Source organism: Chryseobacterium sp. GP-SGM7 (assembly GCF_049166575.1).
GTDB lineage: Bacteria > Bacteroidota > Bacteroidia > Flavobacteriales > Weeksellaceae > Chryseobacterium.
On the sequence record NZ_JBMHFF010000001.1, the window covers coordinates 541,104 to 561,907 of the forward strand.

19 protein-coding genes are annotated in these 20,804 nt (G+C 29.5%); all 19 read left to right on the forward strand.

The features are described 5' to 3' along the window. The first annotated feature begins 1 nt into the window (after nucleotide 1). The 19 genes from ACOOWA_RS02535 to ACOOWA_RS02625 all read left to right on the forward strand — a co-directional run bounded on the left by ACOOWA_RS02535 (nucleotide 2) and on the right by ACOOWA_RS02625 (nucleotide 20,793). On the forward strand, nucleotides 2-1,195 hold the full coding sequence (locus tag ACOOWA_RS02535; RefSeq protein ID WP_421373012.1) for a glycosyltransferase family 4 protein: 1,194 nt from the start codon (nucleotides 2-4) through the stop codon (nucleotides 1,193-1,195). 2 nt (nucleotides 1,196-1,197) lie between these two features. Then, a complete protein-coding gene (locus ACOOWA_RS02540) occupies nucleotides 1,198-1,818 on the forward strand; it encodes a sugar transferase (protein ID WP_421373014.1) in 621 nt (206 codons plus the stop codon). Beyond that, the gene (locus ACOOWA_RS02545; protein WP_421373015.1) at nucleotides 1,811-2,860 is read left to right on the forward strand and encodes an ATP-grasp domain-containing protein; all 1,050 of its coding nucleotides are present in this window, start codon (nucleotides 1,811-1,813) and stop codon (nucleotides 2,858-2,860) included. Before ACOOWA_RS02540 ends, ACOOWA_RS02545 begins: the two co-directional genes overlap by 8 nt. 2 nt (nucleotides 2,861-2,862) lie before the next feature. Further along, nucleotides 2,863-3,675: an NAD-dependent epimerase/dehydratase family protein gene (locus tag ACOOWA_RS02550; protein WP_421373016.1), complete on the forward strand. Its 813-nt coding sequence runs from the start codon at nucleotides 2,863-2,865 to the stop codon at nucleotides 3,673-3,675. Then, nucleotides 3,675-4,334, forward strand: a complete 660-nt coding sequence (locus tag ACOOWA_RS02555) for a metallophosphoesterase family protein (protein ID WP_421373017.1) — start codon at nucleotides 3,675-3,677, stop codon at nucleotides 4,332-4,334. Before ACOOWA_RS02550 ends, ACOOWA_RS02555 begins: the two co-directional genes overlap by 1 nt. 2 nt (nucleotides 4,335-4,336) lie before the next feature. Further along, a complete protein-coding gene (locus ACOOWA_RS02560) occupies nucleotides 4,337-5,476 on the forward strand; it encodes an aminotransferase class I/II-fold pyridoxal phosphate-dependent enzyme (protein ID WP_421373018.1) in 1,140 nt (379 codons plus the stop codon). A 146-nt stretch (nucleotides 5,477-5,622) separates the two neighbouring features. Further along, nucleotides 5,623-6,189, forward strand: coding sequence for a sugar transferase (locus tag ACOOWA_RS02565; protein ID WP_421373019.1), 567 nt, complete (start codon nucleotides 5,623-5,625; stop codon nucleotides 6,187-6,189). A gap of 18 nt (nucleotides 6,190-6,207) precedes the next feature. Beyond that, nucleotides 6,208-6,846, forward strand: a complete 639-nt coding sequence (locus ACOOWA_RS02570) for a DUF3575 domain-containing protein (protein ID WP_421373021.1) — start codon at nucleotides 6,208-6,210, stop codon at nucleotides 6,844-6,846. Between the two features lie 206 nt (nucleotides 6,847-7,052). Continuing rightward, a complete protein-coding gene (locus ACOOWA_RS02575; protein WP_421373022.1) occupies nucleotides 7,053-9,419 on the forward strand; it encodes a polysaccharide biosynthesis tyrosine autokinase in 2,367 nt (788 codons plus the stop codon). Nucleotides 9,420-9,455: 36 nt separating this feature from the next. After that, entirely contained in the window at nucleotides 9,456-10,763 is a 1,308-nt protein-coding gene (locus tag ACOOWA_RS02580) for a flippase (protein ID WP_421373023.1), read from the forward strand. Nucleotides 10,764-10,811: 48 nt separating this feature from the next. After that, nucleotides 10,812-11,948 (forward strand): UDP-galactopyranose mutase, encoded by a 1,137-nt coding sequence (gene glf / locus ACOOWA_RS02585; protein WP_421373024.1) that lies wholly within the window; start codon nucleotides 10,812-10,814, stop codon nucleotides 11,946-11,948. 9 nt (nucleotides 11,949-11,957) lie between these two features. After that, entirely contained in the window at nucleotides 11,958-13,010 is a 1,053-nt protein-coding gene (locus ACOOWA_RS02590; RefSeq protein WP_421373025.1) for a hypothetical protein, read from the forward strand. Continuing rightward, on the forward strand, nucleotides 13,010-13,585 hold the full coding sequence (locus tag ACOOWA_RS02595; protein ID WP_421373026.1) for an acyltransferase: 576 nt from the start codon (nucleotides 13,010-13,012) through the stop codon (nucleotides 13,583-13,585). The genes ACOOWA_RS02590 and ACOOWA_RS02595 overlap by 1 nt, the downstream gene beginning before the upstream one ends. A 2-nt stretch (nucleotides 13,586-13,587) precedes the next feature. Beyond that, nucleotides 13,588-14,814, forward strand: a complete 1,227-nt coding sequence (locus ACOOWA_RS02600) for a glycosyltransferase (RefSeq protein ID WP_421373027.1) — start codon at nucleotides 13,588-13,590, stop codon at nucleotides 14,812-14,814. A 56-nt stretch (nucleotides 14,815-14,870) separates the two neighbouring features. Beyond that, nucleotides 14,871-15,965: a glycosyltransferase family 4 protein gene (locus tag ACOOWA_RS02605; protein ID WP_421373028.1), complete on the forward strand. Its 1,095-nt coding sequence runs from the start codon at nucleotides 14,871-14,873 to the stop codon at nucleotides 15,963-15,965. A 71-nt stretch (nucleotides 15,966-16,036) separates the two neighbouring features. After that, nucleotides 16,037-17,242: an O-antigen ligase family protein gene (locus tag ACOOWA_RS02610; protein WP_421373029.1), complete on the forward strand. Its 1,206-nt coding sequence runs from the start codon at nucleotides 16,037-16,039 to the stop codon at nucleotides 17,240-17,242. Then, the gene (locus tag ACOOWA_RS02615; protein WP_421373030.1) at nucleotides 17,239-18,306 is read left to right on the forward strand and encodes a glycosyltransferase family 4 protein; all 1,068 of its coding nucleotides are present in this window, start codon (nucleotides 17,239-17,241) and stop codon (nucleotides 18,304-18,306) included. Before ACOOWA_RS02610 ends, ACOOWA_RS02615 begins: the two co-directional genes overlap by 4 nt. 23 nt (nucleotides 18,307-18,329) lie before the next feature. Then, nucleotides 18,330-19,637, forward strand: a complete 1,308-nt coding sequence (locus tag ACOOWA_RS02620) for a GH39 family glycosyl hydrolase (protein WP_421373032.1) — start codon at nucleotides 18,330-18,332, stop codon at nucleotides 19,635-19,637. Nucleotides 19,638-19,695: 58 nt separating this feature from the next. After that, a complete protein-coding gene (locus ACOOWA_RS02625) occupies nucleotides 19,696-20,793 on the forward strand; it encodes a glycosyltransferase (RefSeq protein WP_421373033.1) in 1,098 nt (365 codons plus the stop codon). Nucleotides 20,794-20,804 lie beyond the last annotated feature (11 nt).

Sequence of the window (20,804 nt, forward strand, 5' to 3'; positions counted from 1 at the left end):
AATGAATATACTTTTTTTGACATTAGTTGAAATAAAATCCATAAAAGACAGAGGTATTTATGAAGATTTACTGCGTAAGTTTCGCAGTGAAGGTCATCATATTACCATCGTAACTCCCGTTGAAAGAAGAAAAAGAATATCTACTAATTTTAGCGAAAAAGAAGGGGTTTCAATTCTTCAGGTAAAGACTTTCAACATTCAAAAAACAAATATCGTTGAAAAAGGAATTGGTACTCTTGCTATTGAATATCAGTATCTTTCAGCAATCAAAAAACATCTTGCAAATAAAAAATTTGATCTTGTTTTGTATTCTACTCCGCCAATAACTTTTGGCAAAGTTATAGAGTTTGTAAAGAAAAGAGATCATGCAAGATCTTACTTATTATTAAAAGACATATTCCCGCAAAATGCGGTGGATATGAATATGATTAAAAAAGACGGTTTTCTGCACAAGCAGTTTTTAAAGAAAGAAAAAAAATTATATAAAATTTCAGATACAATTGGCTGTATGTCTCCAGCAAATGTAGATTTTGTGTTAAGACACAATCCTGAAATCGATAGTAAAAAAGTAGAGGTAAATCCAAATACGATAGAGCCTAAAGTTTTTAATTATTCTAAAGACGAAAAAATCAGTATTCGTAAAAAATACGGAGTTCCTATTGATAAAAAAGTCTTAGTGTATGGTGGTAATTTAGGAAAACCGCAAGGATTAGATTTTTTATTAGAAACCATTCAGGAAACTACATTGAAGAATGCTTTTTTTCTTATTGTTGGTAATGGAACTGAGTTTCCAAAAATTCAAAAATGGTTTGAAGATAAAAATCCAATAAATGCAAAACTTTTGCAGCGTTTGCCAAAAGAAGATTACGATCAGTTATTATCAGCATGTGATGTTGGACTGATTTTTTTAGATAAAAACTTTTTGATTCCGAATTTTCCTTCAAGGTTGTTGTCTTATTTAGAAATGAAATTGCCGGTAGTTGCAGCAACAGATCCAAATACAGATATTGGAGATATCATTGAAAAAGCCAATTGCGGCTATAAAGTTATTTCAGGGAATCAAGGTGAAATGCAGACCAAAATTAAATTACTTTTAGGCAATGATTTACAAACTTTAGGAGAAAATGCAGAAAAACTATTATTAAATGATTATGTTGTTGATCGATCATATAATTTAATTGTAGAAAAACTATAGATATGTATAAAACTTTTTTTAAGAGGATATTTGACTTTACAGCTGCGTTTATAGGATTAATGATTTTAAGCCCGGTTTTTATTATCGTAACTGTCGGATTATATTTTGCAAATGATGGAAAGCCTTTTTTCTTTCAAAAAAGAATGGGGAAAAATAATATGGTTTTTAATATCATTAAATTCAAAACAATGAACGATAAGAGAGACGATTATAATAATCTATTACCAGATGATGACAGACTAACATCGATAGGAAAATTTGTAAGGAAAACCTCTTTAGATGAATTGCCACAGTTGCTTAATATTTTGAAAGGGCAAATGAGTCTTATCGGACCTCGTCCTTTATTACCTCAATATGAATCTTTTTATAACGCTGTTCAAATCAGAAGACATGAAGTTTTACCGGGAATTACCGGTTGGGCTCAAGTAAATGGAAGAAATACAATCTCTTGGGAGGAAAAATTTAAGTACGATGTTTGGTATGTTGATAATCTATCATTTAAAGTAGATGTGCAAATTTTTTTTCTAACCATAAGGAAAACAATAAAATCGGAGGGAATTAATGATGCCAATGGGAATATTACAGAAGCATTTGATAAATACATGACAAGAAAAAATGGATAAAAAAAATATTTTAGTTACCGGAGCGGGTGCTTTATTAGGACAAGGAATATTGCGAATGTTACAACTTTGTGAATTTCCAAAGAAAATATTTACAGCAGATCCCGATTCGAGATCTACAGGACATTGGTTGGGCGATCATGCACTTTACATTCCAAAAGCTGCTGAGGAGAACTATATACAAAGTATTATTAACATTGTTAAAAAATATGAGATAAAGGCAATTTTAGTAGGAACTGATACAGAACTTGTAAAACTCGCAGAAGTTCATGATGACTTTTTAGCAAATTATAATTGTAAAATAATAGTGAGCAGTCCGGAAGTTATTAAAATATCAAATGATAAATTTTTAACGGCAGAATTTCTCAAGGCAAATAACTTCCCTTATCCAATTTCAAAAATGGCAAATTCAATGGAAAGCTTATTGGAACTTGAAAGAGAATTAGGACTTCCCTTATTTGCAAAACCGATAGATGGAGCAAGATCTTTGGGTTTGGTTAAAATAAATACTCATGAAGATTTAATGAATATTTATGATGAAAAGAGTAATCTTGTTGTGCAGCAGTTTTTACCAGATACTGATGGTGAATATACTTCAGGATGTATTGTTTTAGATGGTAAATGTGTTTCAATAGTAAGTTTAAAACGTGATTTGAGAGATGGGAATACCTATAGAACCTACAGAGATGAAAATACTTCTAAATATGATCACGTAATTTCTAAAATCGCTGAAATTCTAAAACCTGATGGTCCTGTAAATTTTCAATACAGAATTCTGAATGGTCAACCTGTTATTTTTGAAATTAATGGTAGATTCAGCGGTACAACGCCACTAAGATATTTCTATGGAGTAAATGAAATTGAAATTATATTAAATTACTATTTACACAATAAAATTCCTGCAAATATAGAATTAAAATCAGGAGTTGTTATGAGAGCATGGTCAGATGTTTTTATCGAAAATAAAGAAATGGAAAAATTCAATAACGATCAAGAATTAGAGTCTCCAAAAGCACAATTTTATAATTTTAATTTAAAATCTTAAGTATGGCTCTAAAATGTGCTGTTGTTGGAGCAAATGGTTTTTTAGGTTCAGCTTTAACCCAAAAACTTTTTGAAAAAAAATATACTGTTACGGCAGTCTATAATAATAGTTATTCTAATATAGATCCTAATATTGAAAGAATAAAGATCGATGATTTTATATTCTGTAAAAATCATTTTGATTTTATTTTTTTGTTATTAGGAAATTATCAGTGCAATCATCAGGAATTAATCGAAATACAGAATGCGATACAGACGATTTTACAAAATAATAGGTCTTCTAAAATTATATTTATCTCAAGTACAAATGTTTATGGAGTACATAATGAAATCATCAGTATAAATTCCGCATTTAATAATCCTACACTTTATCCGTTCTCAAAATTAGCCGCAGAATTTCTTGTTTCTTCTCATGAAAATTATGCAATATTAAGACTAACGTATCTATATGGTAAAGGTCTTAACAATGGTTCTTTTCTACCAAACATTATAAAAAAATCTAGAGAAACAGGAGAAATTGTTTTGTTCGGAGATGGTAGTCGAAAACAAGACTACTTACATGTTGAAGATGCAGCAGAATTATGTATAAAAGCTATGGAAAGTAAGGAAAACGGAACATATATCGGCGCTTCAGGAGTTTCAACATCAAACAGTGAAATTGCAAAAATTATTTCAGCACGACACTCTTCATCAATAAAATATATTGGGGAAGAAGCAGGAAGTTCTTTTTATTTTGATATAAAAAATACTCAAGATAAACTAAATTGGAATCCTAAAATCAATATTATTGAAGGAATTAATAACATGATTTTATAATGAAAATACTTGTATTTGGTGATGTTCACGGAAATATTATTTCATTGGAAGAACTTTTCAAAATTGAAAAAAATAATTTTGATCAGTTTGTTTGTCATGGTGATATAGTCAATTATGGTCCTTGGACGAATGAATGTTTAGAGTTTTTATCTCAACAACAAAATGGAATTTTTTTAAAAGGAAATCATGAAGAATATTATCTTGATAAATTCTATCCTGGAATAAATGAAGTTGCAAAATCCTTCTTTAAATATTGCTATCCGAAATTTGATCCGAAATTTGTAGAGTTTATTAATGAATTTAAAGATAAAAGGTATGTTGGAGATTTCAACATAAAACATTCTATCGATGGTTTGTATATTTTTAAAGATACAGATATTGAAACTTTAGATTTTGAAAATAATACGATTGTTGGTCATTCACATCAACAATTTCACAGAGTGAAGAATGGTAAAAATTTGTACAATACAGGAAGTTTAGGACAAAATAGATCATTTCTTGATGTTGCCAATTATCTGATGGTAGACACCCAAACAAATACTGTTGAGTTAAAATCATTTATTTTTGATGTACAAAGAGTTATTTCTAAAATGGAAGAATTGAAATATCCTTCAGTATGCTTAAATTATTATAAATCAAAAAATACCGTAAATAAGTAATTATGCAGGATAAAATATGGCTTTCCTCCCCACACATGGGCGGAAACGAACAAAAATATGTAAACGAAGCATTCGATGCCAATTGGGTTGCTCCTTTAGGACCAAATGTAGATGGCTTCGAAAAAGATTTAGAAACATTTTTAAATGCTGATGTAAAAGTGGGAGCTCTTTCAGCAGGTACAGCGGCTTTGCATTTAGCATTGATTCAATGTGGTGTAGAATATGCAGATGAAGTTATTTGTCAGTCGATGACGTTTTCGGCTTCGGCAAATCCAATTGCCTATTGTGGAGCGACCCCGGTTTTTATAGATTCAGAAAAAAATACCTGGAATATGTGTCCGCTTGCTTTGGAAGAAGCTATTCAGGATAGAATTTCAAAAGGCAAAAAGCCAAAAGCTATTATCGTGGTTCATTTGTACGGAATGCCTGCTAAAATGGATGAAATTTCAGCAATCGCAGAAAAATATGAAATTCCTGTGATTGAAGATGCTGCAGAAGCTTTGGGTTCAACATACAAAGGAAAAGCTTGCGGAACTTTCGGTCGTTTTGGGATTTTATCTTTCAACGGAAATAAAATTATTACAACTTCCGGTGGAGGAGCTTTGGTTTGCCATACTCATGAAGATAAAGATAAAGCAGTATTTCTGTCGACTCAGGCAAGAGATAACGCACCTCATTATCAGCATTCTCATATTGGTTACAATTATCGTATGAGTAATATTGTAGCAGGAATCGGCCGCGGACAAATGGAAGTTTTAAACGACAGAGTAGAAGCCCGCAGAAAAATGCACGATTTCTACGCTGAGCTTTTCAAAGATATTGAAGGGGTTGAGGTTTTTTCTGAACCGACGGGAGAATATTATTCCAATCACTGGTTATCTGCAATTGTAATTGATGAGAGTATAGTAAAGAAAAATAGGGAAGATTTAAGACTGGCTTTTTTAGAAGACAATATTGAGTCAAGACCTTTATGGAAACCAATGCACTTACAGCCTGTTTTTACGGATGCTCCATATTATGGAACAGATGTGGCTGAAAAATTATTTGATAATGGCCTATGTTTGCCTTCAGGTTCCAATCTCTCTGATGAGGATAGAGTAAGAATAGGAAAAGTAGTAAAGCAGTTTTTCTTGAAGAGATAAGTTGTTTAAAGAAATTTAATATAAGAAGATAACAGTTTGCTTTTCATAAGGTAAACTGTTTTTTATTTTTTATAACTCCTTTTTAAGCTTAATCGTTAAATAGAGAATCAACATCTTTCCCTATCTTTGCTGCCAAGTAAATACCAGTGAAGAAATATCCTTGGTGGAAAGCAATGATGGATTATGGAATTTGTTTCCTCGCAATCATTTTTTTGGCACCTGTTTTTTTTATACTCTTTTTTACCGCATCTATAGATACGGGTTTTCCGGGCATTTTTACGCAGGAAAGAATTGGAAGATTTGGGAGGGTATTTATAATCTATAAATTCAGAACCTATCATTCTAAAAATAATACGAAATCAGAAGTGGGAAAATGGATGAGGAAAACCAAGCTTGATGAATTACCGCAATTATTTAATATTATTAAAGGAGATATGTCTTTAGTAGGACCCAGACCCGATATTCCGGGATATTATGATGTGTTAAAGGGAAATGACACCGCAGTTCTAGATCTGAAACCGGGCTTAACCAGTGAAGCCGGAATAAAATTTAGAAATGAAGAGGAAATATTAAACCAACAGAATAATCCCTTAGAATATAACGATAAAATTCTTTTCCCTGAGAAGGTGAAAATGAATCTGGACTACTACAATAACCTTTCGTTTAAAAATGATCTGAAAATACTGCTTAAAACTTTTTCTGTTTTAAGATAATAATGTTGAAATATAATTATGATGCATAAAATCAAACCCCTTTTACAAGTATCTCTGATCCTTTTATTTTTGATTTCCCCAAAAATTGATGCACAAAAAGTAGAGTTGAAAGCTAATACCCTATTCTTGCCTATAGGAATGATAAACTTGGCTGTTGAAAGACCCTTAAATAAAAAGTTTTCTGTTCAGGCGGAAGGTTTCATTTCTCCCTGGAAATCATTTAATGGTAAAAAACTGCAGTTTTATATGGGAACATTAGAAGGCAGATATTATTTTGATGAGGTAATGAAAAAATGGTATGTTGGTGCATACGGATCAATTGCGGCTTTTAATATTCAGAAATGGAATTATTTAAAAGCATCTCCCGTTTATGATTCCGAAGGTAATCCTGAGATTTTACCGGATGGAAACATCAGAGTTACCGAACGTTATCAAAAAGGTCTCGCTTTTATTTTTGGGATAAGTGGAGGGTATCATTTTATTATAAACGATAAGCTCGGGTTAGATGTTTACGCAGGAATTGGTGCTACACAATCTATTTATAAAGGCTATCTGAAAGACAACAATGAGCGTTACGACGGCGCAACTGCTTGGAATAAAAGCGGAGAACTTATACCTACAAGAGGTGGTTTGATGTTGACGTATAAATTTCAGTGAAGTTATTATTAATTTTTTAAATATTTTACACTTTTTTTTTAGTAATATGAATATTTATTAGAAGATTAAAATAAATAGTATAAAATAACTATTAATGAATTATAGCCTTTATTATATTAGAATAAGTTAAAATAATCAATATATTTGCAATTCTTTTACCTTAAAAAGTAAAAATATCTTTTTAAAATAAGTTTTTCGCGATAGATATGTATAAAGCAAAACAAAAAGAAATAAATGTTGGAGAAATTATAAAACCATATATTTCCAAATGGTGGTGGTTTTTTTTAAGTGTTTTATTTACGACGCTTTTAGGCATTTTTTATATAAAAACGGTAGCCCCTGTTTACAATCTCCAATCTTCTGTTCTCATTAAAGATGCAAAAAAAATGTCATCTGCATCTGGTGATTTTGGTGTTTTGCAAAGCTTGGGGGGATTATCCTCGATGGGAACGAATAGTATTGAAAACGAATTAGAAGTTTTTAAATCAAAAAAAATTGTAGAAGATGTCTTAAGAAAACAAAATTTGCAAATAAGTTTATATGTAAAACAAGGCTTACATAATTTAGAATTATATAAAAGTACAGCTCCGATTAAAATAATTATTGTTAATGAAAAAGAAGTTGACCAGGGTCCTAAAAAGCCTATTGAAATTAGTCTGAAAGGAAATGGTTTTGTACTAACTTCTAAAGAATGGGATAATGAGATTAAAGGTGAATATAATCGTACAGTCAATCTTCCGTTTGCTAATATTATTATAACTAAAAATCCTGATTTTAAGCCCTCAACTCTCAAGAAACTAGACAAAGATAATTTATTATTTACCTACAGTAGTTTTGAAGCTACTGTTGAAGATTATCAGGGAGCTTTACAGGTAAACTTGGTTGAAAGAGAAGCTACGGTAGTTTCTTTATCGATTGCGAGTGCAAATAAAGAAAAAGGAAAAGATTTCTTAAATAACTTAGTTAATGAGTATAATCTTTATGCGGTAAAAGACAAGAATAAAGAATCTGAAAAAACAACTCAGTTTATCGATGATCGAATTGTTATCATATCAAAAGAGTTAGGAGACGTTGAGGATGTTAAAGAAGCATATAAATCTCAAAATAATATTGTTGATTTACAATCTGAAGCGAGAATTAATCTTCAAACAAAAGAAGTTACAAAATCTAAGCTTCTAACATTGGGTACACAGTTAGAGCTTCAAAATATATTACTTAAATTTCTAAATAGTAAAGATACAAAAGAAGTTTTGCCAATAAATTTTGGGATTGAAAATGGAGACGCTTCAAAAAGTATTTTAGAATATAATACTTTGGTAATCAGAAGGAATAATCTCCTCCAAAATGCTACTTTAGAAAACCCAATGGTAAAAGAAGCTGATGCGCAAATAAATGCCTTAAGGTCATCAATTCGTGAATCGCTATCAAAAAGTATTACTGCAATTACTTTAGCTAGAAATGCTGCAGAGTCTGAACTCAATAAATCAGAAGTTAAAATAGGAAGCATTCCTGCACAGGAAAAGGTTTTCAGAAATATTGAAAGACAACAACAGCTCAAAGAAAGTTTGTATTTATTGCTCCTTCAGAAACGAGAGGAAGCTGCTATTTCAATGGCTATAACAGTTGAAAAAGCGAGAGTTGTAGATTCAGCATATGTTCTTAAGAAACTTGTAGCTCCTCAAACAAAAGTGATACTTTTAATTGCAGCTTTAATTGGGTTATTGATTCCTGCTGCTTACATTTATCTTAAAGGATTATTGAATAATACAATTACAAATAAAAATGATGTCGCAAAATTATCATCTACAAAAGTCCTTGTTGAATTACCACATATTAATAAAGGAGATAATGAAACTGTGCAAATAAATGACTTGTCTCCATTGGCTGAAGCTTTCAGAATATTAATTACCAATTTTAAGTTCTTATTGCCTAAAAAAGATTCGGCAAAAATTATCTATGTAACTTCTACAGTAAAAGGAGAAGGGAAAACTTTTGTATCTGTGAATCTAGCACTTACTTTGGCAACCTCAAAACAGAAAGTTTTACTTATAGGTGCAGATATTAGAAACCCGCAGCTTCAGAGATATAATATTGACAAGAAAAATGCAGAAGGTCTTACGGACTTTCTTTATAATCCGGAAATTAATCTTAAAGATATTATACATCAATCAAAAAGAAATGGCAATTGTGATGTTATTTTTTCAGGTACAATCCCGCCAAATCCAACGGAACTTTTATCTAATGGAAATTTTAAAAAGCTATTGAATATCTTTGAAAATCAATATGAGTATATTATAGTAGACACTGCACCAATAATGTTGGTAACAGATACATTGTTATATTCAGAATATTCTGATGTAGTTTTATATGTTTTGAGGTCTGAGGTTACTCAAAAAGATTTTATTGATTTCTCAAACAGTGTAATTGAAGAGCAAAAGCTTAAGAATGTTGGTTTTGTAATTAATGATGTAAATGCTAACAATTTTGGTTATGGAAATAAATATGGTTATGGCTATAATGCTACGGAGAAGAGTTGGTTACAAAAATTAAAGTTTAAGCTTTTTTTTCGTTAAAAAATATTTATATATAGTTTTTAGGGATTTTGACAAATGATTAAAAGTAAATTAGTTGGTAATATAGTATCCTTAGGATCTGTACAAATTATCAATTATATATTTCCGCTTATTACTGTTCCTTATATTTCTAGAATAATTGGACCGGAAGGATATGGTATTATAAACTATTCAACATCTTTTATCACTTATTTTGCGATCTTAATTGCTTACGGTTTTGATTTGAGTGCTACACGTAGAATAGCCCATGAAAGTCATTCTTTAGAAAAAGTAAGTCAAATAGTTTCTGAGGTTTTTACTTGCAGACTTATTCTGACGGGGTTTGCAGTGATTTTTTTTTTATTGGCACTTTATTTTTTCTCACCTATTCAGAATTATAAATTTGTAGTATGTATTTTGTTTATAGGAGCAATCTCTAATGTACTTTCGGCACAATATATTTTTCAGGGATTTCAGGAGATGAGTGTTTTTGCAAAAGCAAATTTTGTAAAAGGTATTCTTAATACCATCTTAGTTTTCTTGTGTGTAAAAAATGTAAATGACTATATCTGGATTCCTGTTTTAACAACTTTTTTTCTTGTAGGAATTAATTTTTCTCTATATTATTATTCCTTCAGGAAATTTAAGTTAAAATTTAAATTTGTTTCATTGAGTAAGGCTTCTAAAGTTATCTTTGATGATAGAATGATTTTTTTTTCCACAATTGTTATTAGTCTATACACTACAACAAATGTCGTTATTTTAGGTTTTTTTGCCAATACAAAAGATTTAGGATATTTTACAACAAGCCAAAACTTTTTGAATATAGTAACATCTGTGGTAAGCATCCCTCTTTCTAATGCATTGTATCCTTTCATAGGGAAAGCGTATGCCAAGTCGGACGAAAATGGATTGTTAATCGTAAAAAAAATATTCCCTTTTGTTTTTTATATAACTTTTATAGCATCATTAGGTGTACTTATTTTTACACCAATTTTAATCAATATTTTCTACGGAAATAAATATGAAAACTCTATCTTGCCACTGAAAATAATGTCATTTCTTCCTTTTATAATTGGAATGTCAAATGTATTTGGAATTCAAATTATGTTAAACATGAGATTAGATAAATTGTTCTTTAAAATTACATTAGCAGCAAGTGTAATAGGTGTTAGTCTGAATTATTTTATGTCGAAATATTTCGGGTATATTGGTACTGCGTGGAATATTGTTATTGTAGAAAGTTTTGTGACCATTCTAATGTATATAGTTTTGGTTAAAAAAAATATAAATATTGTTTCTGTTAAAGATTTTTATTTTAAAAATATGTTTTCTTTAATTAAAACGAAAAATTACAAAGATTAGTTTTAAAAGATAATTTGAGCCTTTCAAATAAGTTTTATAAAATTTGTTATGAAGAAATATGATTATGTGATTGTTGGTGCGGGTCTATATGGTGCTGTTTTTGCGTATTTGGCAAATAAAGATGGAAAGAAATGTTTAGTACTCGACAGAAGACCTCAAACAGGAGGTAACTTATATTGTGAAAAAATTGAGGGTATTAACGTACATAAGTATGGTGCTCATATTTTTCATACTTCAAATAAAGAAGTTTGGGAATTTGTAAATTCAATTGTTGAGTTTAACAGATACACGAATTCTCCCGTAGCAAATTATAAAGGAAATTATTTTAATCTTCCTTTTAATATGAACACTTTTTACCAAATGTGGGGGGTAACTACTCCATCTGAAGCTAAAGCCAAGATTGAAGATCAGAAGCAGGAAGCTTTAGAAAAAATGAAAGCAGAAGATATTACAGAGCCTAGAAACTTAGAAGAGCAAGCTTTATTGTTGATTGGTAAAGATATTTACGAAAAACTAATAAAAGGTTACACGGAAAAGCAATGGGGAAGATCTGCTACAGAAATCCCTGCATTTATTATTAAAAGACTTCCTGTGCGATTTGTCTATGATAATAATTATTTTAACGATAAATATCAAGGAATTCCTGTGGGAGGATATAATGAATTGATTCAAGGCTTACTTAAAGATGTAGAAGTACAGTGCAACATCGATTTTCTTTCAAATAAATCTTATTATGAAAATTTAGGTGAGAAAATACTTTTTACCGGAGCAATTGATGAATTCTTCGGGTACGAATTTGGTAAACTGGCATATAGAACCATTCATTTTGAGCATGAAATACATGATGTTACAAACTGGCAGGGAAATGCAGTGGTAAATTATACAGAATCTGAAATCCCTTTCACAAGAATTATAGAACATAAGCATTTTGAAATGTTTGGTGATGAGGTAGAAAATTGCCCTAAAACAGTCATATCAAAAGAATTTTCTTCAGAATGGAAAGAAGGAATGGAACCCTATTACCCTATAAATGACGATGAAAATAATGCTCTATACCACAAGTATAAAGAATTAACCGAAAAAGAAACACAATATTTATTTGGTGGCAGATTGGCAGAATATAAATATTATGATATGGCTCCAATAGTAGAACTCGTTCTTGCAAGATACAAGAATCTTAAATAAAGCTGAATTATGATAAAGATTACTAAAGATTCTAAAATATTTGTTCTTTGCCCTAAAGATTCAGTAACGGGAGGTGCAGAACTTTTGCATCAAATTGTGCACGTTCTTAATGAAAATCATGGAAATGCATATTTGATATATTTTGATCCTGCAAATAATAATGAAATTTGCTCAGGAGAAATAGCATCTGATTACAAAAAGTACAATATTCAATTATCTGAAGGTTTTGAAGACAGTGAGAATAATGTTTTAGTTTTATATGAAGCAATTTTTAATAAAGTACTTTCAGTAAAAAATATCCAGGTGATGTTGTGGTGGCTAAGTGTCGATAATTTTTATTACACTTCAGATAGATACCTGTCAATATCAGATTATCTAGCTTGGAAGCCAGCGTATGGTGCTAAAATCATCTTATATCGTACTTATAATTTCTTATTTAAAAGGAAGAATTATTTTAAAGATAATATATCTCTGTCTACTTTGTCAAAAATGGATTATCTCAATACATATCAGTCAGAGTATGCACAAAATTTTTTAGAAAATAATAAATTTAGGGAGCTTTTACCATTAAAAGATTTTATAAATGATGAGTTTTTTAATAGTGAAGATTATGTTGAGAAAAGCGATATTATTCTTTATAATCCTAAAAAAGGAATTGAATTTACTCAAAAAATAATCAATGCATTCCCTCATTATCAATGGATACCATTAGAAAAAATGACGAGAGCAGATATGATAGACAATCTGAAGAAAGCAAAACTATATATAGATTTTGGTTTTCATCCTGGAAAAGACAGAATTCCCAGAGAAGCTGTGATGTCTGGAGCATGCATCATCACTGGCTATGACGGATCAGCTGGTTTTTTTGAAGACGTGTCAATTTACAGTCAATATAAGCTTGAGAAAAAAGATAGTAATATTCAGAAAATCGGAAACTTAGTTGGTGATATTTTGAAAAATTATGAAAAGCATTCATTGAATTTTGATTTCTATCGTGAGCGGGTTCGTAAAGAAAAAGCAGAATTTATTATTCAGGTATTAGATATATTTAAACCAAGATAATGGTTGTAAAGATTATTAATAAATTAAGATTATATCAAAATCTTCTCTACTCTTTTTTTATCAAAAGCAGTTTAAAAAAGTGTGGAAAAAATTTTCACATAGAGTATCCTATTCGAGCTCATGGAGCCGAAAATATTGAGATAGGAGATAATTTTAGTTCCTTTGGGAGACTGAGAATTGAAGCTTTTACTAGACACAACAATAATGAGTATACACCTAAAATTATTATAGGGAATAATGTCTCAATGAATTTTGATTGTCATATTGGGGCTATTAATTCAATTACAATAGGTAATAATGTGCTTTTGGCAAGCAGAGTATTTATTACAGATCATTCTCATGGAGAAATAAATATCAATGAATTTAGAACTCCGCCCTCTCAAAGAAAACTTTTTTCTAAGGGTATAGTAATAATCAATGATAATGTGTGGATAGGCGAAGGAGTTACCATACTACCCAACGTTGTTATCGGAGCAAATTGTATAATCGGATCCAATTCAGTTGTTACAAAAAGTTTTCCAGATAATTGTGTTATTGGTGGTGCTCCTGCCCGTATTTTAAAAATAATAGAATAAAGATGAATGCAATATTCACAATTTGTGCAAAAAATTATTTAGCACAGGCTCTTACACTAAAAGAATCTGTTTTAAAGCATAATCCAGAGATTGATTTCTACCTTTTTTTAGCTGACGAAAAAACAGAAGATATTAAGGATGTGAGTGTAGTAGAGCTAGATGATTCTTGGATTTCTGATTGGAAAGGGATGGCATTCAAATACAATGTTATAGAATTTGCTACTTCTATAAAACCTTTTTGTTTTAATAAATTATTCAATCAAGGTTACAATAAAGTTATTTATCTTGATCCGGATATTTTTGTTACAAATAATTTGATTAGTATTTATGATGATTTACAAGATTATTCAATGGTTATTACACCACATTATAATCATATAGAAACAAATTTTACAGGCGCTGTTACAGAAGAAGAATTGTTGTTTGTTGGAATTTATAATTTAGGATTTGGAGCTATTAAAAATAATCATATAGGTAAACAGATTGTAGAATGGTGGATGGATAGGTTATCTAATAAATGTTTTGCAGATAAAGAAGATGCTTTGCATGTAGATCAGAGATGGATAGATTTCTTACCTGGTTTTTTCCCGGAAGAAATAAAAATATCCCATCATCCCGGAATTAATATTGCCATTTGGAACCTTCACGAAAGAGAACTTAAAATAGAGGATTGTAAATATGTTATTGAAGATTTAAGAACCAAGGAAAAATATCCACTTTTATTTTTTCATTTTTCTGGTTTTGACCCATACAACAGAACAGTTATCAACAGAAGACATCCAAAATATAACATCAATGTTTTTCCCTCATTTATACCAATTATCAATACCTATTCAGATTTGGTAAATAAAATGAATTATGATTTTTTTTCAAAATTGAAATATTCTTTTAACAATTTCGGCAATGGTGAAGTTATTATTCCTTTACATAGAAGATTATTTAGAGTATATTCGGAAAATAATGATATCAACTTTAATCCTTTCACGCCTGAAAATTCGTTTTATAAAATACTTCATTCAAAAAGACTTATATTGAAAGACAAAACAGTAGATTATAATTTAGGGATTGCTAAAGAAAGGAATATAAATGTGTCAGGAATAGACAGTGTATATAACAGATTGGTGAAAATTTTCATTTTCGTCTTTGGTATAAAACGTTATTACTTTCTTATTAAATATGTAAGAATGAAAACAAGACTTGAAAGTCAAGATTTTTTAATTGATAAATAATATATAATTTAGGTAAGATGCTTAATGAAAAAATATTTTCTTCTTAATTTTAAAATATGAAAATAGGTTTTGATGCTTTTCCTTTACAGAAAAATCCAAGCGGAATTGGGAAGTATGTAATGAATGTAATCGAGGAGATCGTAAAAAAAATTCCCGATGCAGGTTATTTTGCCTATTCAAATCGAGAAATTTTCTTATCAGATTACTGTAATTCCAATATTAAAAAAAGGCAATTTTCTAATAGATTATATGGTAAAATGCCAGGAAAAGTTTGGTTGAAGTTTTTTGCAGGCAAACATATAAAAGATGATGATTTAGATTTTTTTATTTCTACTACCGGATTCTTTCCTGTATTACCTTCTAATGTTAAAAGAATAGTAATAATACATGATTTTAATGCAAAATTAGTCCCGGAGACAATGGGTAAAATGCATTATTTGACCCATTTGATGTATTTTGAAAAAGATGTTGCAAGTGCAGATTTTGTAATATCTAATAGCTTAGGAACTGCTGATAAGTTATTACATTATTTAAAAAGACAGACTGATGAAATTATAAATCCTTCAGTATCTAATATTTATCATCAAAAATCTCAAAACGAAATTGATGAAGTTTTAGCTAACTATAAAATAAAAGGAGATTATATATTATTTGTAGGTAATCTTGAGCCGAGAAAAAATTTAATCTTTGTTCTAAATAATTTTACAGCACTATTGGAACAAAAAAAAATTAATAACATAAAATTAATAATTGTTGGTCTCAAAGGATGGAACGATAAAAACATTCAAATATTAATAAATAAGTATTCGGATAATGTTCAGACATTAGGATATGTTAGCGAGTTAGATTTACCAATGTTATATTCTGGTGCAAAACTATTTGTATTTCCATCACTATATGAAGGTTTCGGAATTCCCGTGAGAGAAGCACTTCTTTGTGGTACACCTGTAATAACTTCAGATATACCCGAACTGCGTGAAGCAGGTAATATCGCTGCACATCTAAATATGATAACTTATATAAATTCAACTGATAATGAGGGCTTTAAAAAAAGTGTAATTAAGTATATTGATGAAGAAAATTTAAGAAAAGCAAGTCAAAATCCCGCTATAAGCATTATAAAGCTTATTGATTTTTTGAAATCGAAATAATTTACTTTTTTAGATGAATAAAATTTAAATAAATTCTACTAAATAATCTTTCTAAAAGAAAAATGAGTTTAATGTCACTAGAAAACGAAGAAATAGACAATCTTGTTCCAGAGTATCACTGTAACAAGATTTACCTGTTGTTATTGAGATTTTATTTTATCTTTTTCCCAATGTATCCTTTACTTTCAAAATTCATAGGTACTTCTTTGTGGAAAGACGGACTTTATATTTTCCTTAGTTTAGTTGGGTTCAATGTTTTTATAAAAAATAAATTTTTTCTTTGGTACTTTTTAGGATTGTTTCTTACAATTTTGTTCCAAATTGTACAAGGGTATGATTATTTAGAGTATTTAACATGGTTTTTGATGGGCCCCCCTCTCTACCTCTATTTCCGATATATAAATGTAAGGTCATTTAAGACAGACCTTTATATTCTTATCGGGATTATGACTGCAGGTTTTGTATTTGTTTTTTTTTATGAAATTCCTGTAAGAGACTCTATGTTTTTTGAAATTGATGGTGAGAAAGGTTCATCTGGTTTCTTTCTGAGAGGTGATGATGTACGCGCAAGATTTAGTTTTGTGAGTCCTATGGCATTTAGTCAATATTCATGGTTTATTGCTCTTACAGTTTTGTTTAATAAGAATTTAAACAAAATTATACGTTTTGTTTTTACAATATTAATGTTGATTTCAATTTTTTACTGTAATACTCGGGCAGGTGTTTTCTTAACCATAATTACAGTAGGAGTTTATTTTTATACTAAATTTAATCTTCATAAAATTAAAATATATAATTTTCTTGTAGTTGTAGGTATCTCTGTTGTTGTAATATTCAAAAATGTAATATCAGGACAAACTGCAAATCATGATAATGAAACACTATCAGACAGTTTGAGAATGATTTTGCTATTAGATGGTATAGATAAAGCAAAAGAAAGTTTTTTATTAGGAGTTTCTGGAAACTATTTTTCTCCTAGGGCAGAAGATTGGTATGATTTTGAAAACTCATGGCTGTCTTTAATTGTCTGTTTTGGTATAGTTGGTATTTTTTTATTGATTTTACTTTTCAATAAACTAATTTTTACGACAAACAATAAGTATTTGCTGTTTTATATAATACCTTGGATGGCATATTCTTCAATTTTCCCTATCTTACAGGAGCCAACTGCGGTTTTTATTACATGGGTAATTATAGTAGCAGTTTTAAATATTGATCAATGGAAAGAGCTCAACGGATATGAGGAAGAAGATAATGTAATAACTGAAATAGAATGAAAGTAATTGTAAATGCTCGTTTCTTAACACAAGCTATTACTGGGGTACAAAGATTCGCTATAGAATTGTCAAAGCGTCTCAAAAACAGTCACGATATTCATGTAGAATTTGTTTCACCCAAAGGAATTATTCATTCAAATCTTGCAGATGAGCTTAATGCAAAAGTTATTGGTAGTTTTCAAGGACACCTCTGGGAGCAAGTTGATCTTCCTGTCTATTTAAAAAAAAATAATTCGCCATTACTCCTCAACCTTTGCAGCACAGCTCCTATTTTTTATAACCCCCAAATTGTTACACATCATGATATCACCTACATAAGGTATCCTGAAAGTTTTTCTAAAAAATTTGTACAATTTTATAAATTGATTGTACCATTAATGCTGAAAAATTCTAAAAAAATTATTACAGTAAGTGATTTTTCAAAAAATGAAATTTCAAATTACTATAATATTACTAAAGATAAATTTATAGTTATATACAATGGTGTGGATACTAATCAATTTATCAACATAGAACAAAAAAATGTTTCGAATCGAAAATATATTTTGGCTGTGTCTTCAAGAAATTTTCATAAAAATTTTCAAGGCTTAATTGATGCTTTTAAAAATATACAGCATACACAGAAAGACGTAGATTTATTTATTGTAGGATATTCTTCTTTAAAATCATTTAATAATATCCAATTAGATGTTGAAGATTTAGAAAAGCAAGGCAGAATTCGTTTTTTAGGTAGAGTAGATGATCATGAATTAATCTCATTATATCAAAATGCATCACTTTTTATATTTCCTTCTCTTTATGAAGGTTTTGGTATTCCTCCATTAGAGGCTCAAGCTTGTGGCTGTCCGGTAATATCATCAAATCAGGCAAGTATGCCGGAAATTTTAAGTGATTCTGTTTTATATTTTAATCCATCTTCTGCAGAAAATTTAGAAGAAAAAATTATATATTTTTACAATAATCCGGAATTAAAGTCTCAACTTGTTAAAAAAGGTTTAAGAAATGTAAAAAGATTCGATTGGAATAATTCTGTAGAAATTCTACGAGAGGTAATCAGATTTTAGTTTTTATCAAAAATAATTATGCGATGAGTAAGAAGTTTTTATTTTTTATAATAATAATTAATTCTTTTATTAATGCAAAAAGTCAAAATCTTTCAAATAAGATTGATGAATTGACTGTAGATTTATCTTTAAAAAGTCAGAAAAAAGAATCTGTAGCAGGTTTTTTACATTTTAATGATTTAGAACCCCTCGAAAAAAATATAATAGAGCTGAAACCAAAATATTGGAGGTTTGGTGCTAAACTTAAAGATAATCCAATAAAAAGAAAAGAGCAGGTAAATATTCTACTGAAATACAATATAGTACCTATAATTGTTTTGAGTGACATTTATGATGAAGAACATTGGTATAAAGAAAAAGGTGGTTGGATTCGACCTTCAGACGATCCCCGGAAATTTACTACAATGATTAAAAGTTTATATCAGGATTTAGGATCAAAAGTTGTTTTTGATGTATGGAACGAGCCCAATGTAAAAGATGTTTGGGGTGGAACTAGAGAAGAATATTTTAAGACATTCAAAGTTGCACATGATGCTTTGAGATCTTCAATAAATGGCAGTAATGCTATGATAACAGGACCCTCAATCAGCGAATTTAATATAGAATATATAACAGCTTTTTTAGATTATTGTAGTAAAAATAATATAAAATTAGACATTTTAAACTGGCATGATTTGGGTAATCAAAAAAGTGCATTAAAATTACAGGATAATATTAAAGCGGCGAGAGAACTGATAAAAAAGTACCCCAATTTAGGAGTCAGAAGCATTTATATTCCTGAAATTGTTGGTTTAGATGAACAATTTAATCCTCTTACCTTATTTACTTATCTCTATTCATTAGAAAAAGGCAATGCACAAGGAGGTTGCAAAGCATGTTGGGATAATCCTGATATGAAAGGTGAAAATAGCTGTTGGAATAATTCAATGGATGGAATATTGTCACAAGATGGTAAGTACAGAGCCTCATGGTGGGTTTACAAATATTATGCAGAAAGTCTAGCCAAAAGAATTACATCTGAATCATATAATAAAGAAATACTTAGTATTGCATCTTATGATAAAAATAATAATCTTTCTTTGTTATTGGGAAATACCTCTGACAAAAATAAGGAAAACTATACAGTCAATTTAAAAAATATCAAAGATAAAAAATCGTTTCAAAATAAAATTTTCAAAATATATGAAATTCCAAATAATGGGTCATTAACTGTTAATGAACCTAATTTAATAGCGTTAAAGCAAATAGTTATACGCAATAATAATATATCTATTACTGTGAAAAATTTAAAAGCTAAAAGCTTGTATTATTTAGTAGTTTCAAAAAAATAATATATTTCTAAGTCGATTTTAAAAAGTTATATTTGCGACTGATTTATAAAATACTATTTTGGAAAAAAAATACATTATAGCTCACTTTGTAGAAGCTTTTGGGGGAGGAGTTTATACGTATGTCAAGGATTTATGTAACTTTTTGGCTGAAAATCAATCAGCTATTCATTGTGAAATCCATTTAATTTATAGTCCAAATCGATCAGAGTTAGATAAAGAATTATTTTTAAAAGAAATTCATCCAAATATTATTCTGCATAAATTGGAAATGCAACGTTCCGTAAATCTTATCAAGGATAATATTGTAATAAAAAAGACGAGAAAAATATTTAAAGAAATAAAACCAGACATTCTGCATCTTCATTCTGCAAAAGCCGGTGTTATAGGTAGATTGGCAGGCTATGGTTTAATATCAAATAAAAATATATATTACTCACCTCACGGTTTTTCTTTTGTTCAGCAGAATATTTCAAAAACTAAAATTCTTTTCTTTAAAATAATAGAACTTGCAATGCAGTTTTTGATGGGAGGAACTATCATTGCATCTGGAAATACAGAATACACGATTGGAAAAAAAATAGGCAAAACAATTTTAGTTAGAAACGGTGTTGATTTTAAATTACCCAATAAAGTTTACTCCAAAGTAAATAATAAGTCATTTACAGTAGGAACTGTCGGGAGATTAACACCTCAGAAAAATCCTCGAGCATTTAATGATATAGCCTTGAAACTTCCCCACATCAAGTTTATATGGATAGGAGATGGTGAGCTGATAGATGAGATCACTGCAAATAATATACAAGTGACGGGTTGGGTAAGAACAAGGGAAGAACTTTTGCAAAAGATAAATGCACTGGATCTTTATTTGCAAGTATCATTATGGGAAGGTTTACCTATTGCAATTTTAGAAGCAATGGCAATGCAAAAACCTCTCTTGGTTAGTAATGTGATAGGAAATAAAGATACTGTTGATAATGGGTATAACGGATTTATTTACAAGAACGAACAAGATGCTGTAGATAAGATTAAAGCATTTACGACTGAAAGTGAAATCGTTGAAATGGGTAGAAATTCATATAAAAAAGCATTATCAGAGTATAACAAAAATCGAAATTTTATGAATCTCATACATATTTATAAACTAAATGTTCAATAAAAATATTTACA

What these genes read in the sequence shown, in the direction of transcription:
- ACOOWA_RS02615 (WP_421373030.1), top strand. Translation starts at nt 17,239, where the DNA reads ATGAAAGTAATTGTAAATGCTCGTTTCTTAACACAAGCTATTACTGGG.
- ACOOWA_RS02620 (WP_421373032.1), top strand. Translation starts at nt 18,330, where the DNA reads ATGAGTAAGAAGTTTTTATTTTTTATAATAATAATTAATTCTTTTATT.
- ACOOWA_RS02540 (WP_421373014.1), top strand. Translation starts at nt 1,198, where the DNA reads ATGTATAAAACTTTTTTTAAGAGGATATTTGACTTTACAGCTGCGTTT.
- ACOOWA_RS02555 (WP_421373017.1), top strand. Translation starts at nt 3,675, where the DNA reads ATGAAAATACTTGTATTTGGTGATGTTCACGGAAATATTATTTCATTG.
- ACOOWA_RS02560 (WP_421373018.1), top strand. Translation starts at nt 4,337, where the DNA reads ATGCAGGATAAAATATGGCTTTCCTCCCCACACATGGGCGGAAACGAA.
- ACOOWA_RS02545 (WP_421373015.1), top strand. Translation starts at nt 1,811, where the DNA reads ATGGATAAAAAAAATATTTTAGTTACCGGAGCGGGTGCTTTATTAGGA.
- ACOOWA_RS02595 (WP_421373026.1), top strand. Translation starts at nt 13,010, where the DNA reads ATGGTTGTAAAGATTATTAATAAATTAAGATTATATCAAAATCTTCTC.
- ACOOWA_RS02600 (WP_421373027.1), top strand. Translation starts at nt 13,588, where the DNA reads ATGAATGCAATATTCACAATTTGTGCAAAAAATTATTTAGCACAGGCT.
- ACOOWA_RS02610 (WP_421373029.1), top strand. Translation starts at nt 16,037, where the DNA reads ATGTCACTAGAAAACGAAGAAATAGACAATCTTGTTCCAGAGTATCAC.
- ACOOWA_RS02580 (WP_421373023.1), top strand. Translation starts at nt 9,456, where the DNA reads ATGATTAAAAGTAAATTAGTTGGTAATATAGTATCCTTAGGATCTGTA.
- ACOOWA_RS02575 (WP_421373022.1), top strand. Translation starts at nt 7,053, where the DNA reads ATGTATAAAGCAAAACAAAAAGAAATAAATGTTGGAGAAATTATAAAA.
- ACOOWA_RS02590 (WP_421373025.1), top strand. Translation starts at nt 11,958, where the DNA reads ATGATAAAGATTACTAAAGATTCTAAAATATTTGTTCTTTGCCCTAAA.
- glf (WP_421373024.1), top strand. Translation starts at nt 10,812, where the DNA reads ATGAAGAAATATGATTATGTGATTGTTGGTGCGGGTCTATATGGTGCT.
- ACOOWA_RS02535 (WP_421373012.1), top strand. Translation starts at nt 2, where the DNA reads ATGAATATACTTTTTTTGACATTAGTTGAAATAAAATCCATAAAAGAC.
- ACOOWA_RS02550 (WP_421373016.1), top strand. Translation starts at nt 2,863, where the DNA reads ATGGCTCTAAAATGTGCTGTTGTTGGAGCAAATGGTTTTTTAGGTTCA.
- ACOOWA_RS02570 (WP_421373021.1), top strand. Translation starts at nt 6,208, where the DNA reads ATGATGCATAAAATCAAACCCCTTTTACAAGTATCTCTGATCCTTTTA.
- ACOOWA_RS02605 (WP_421373028.1), top strand. Translation starts at nt 14,871, where the DNA reads ATGAAAATAGGTTTTGATGCTTTTCCTTTACAGAAAAATCCAAGCGGA.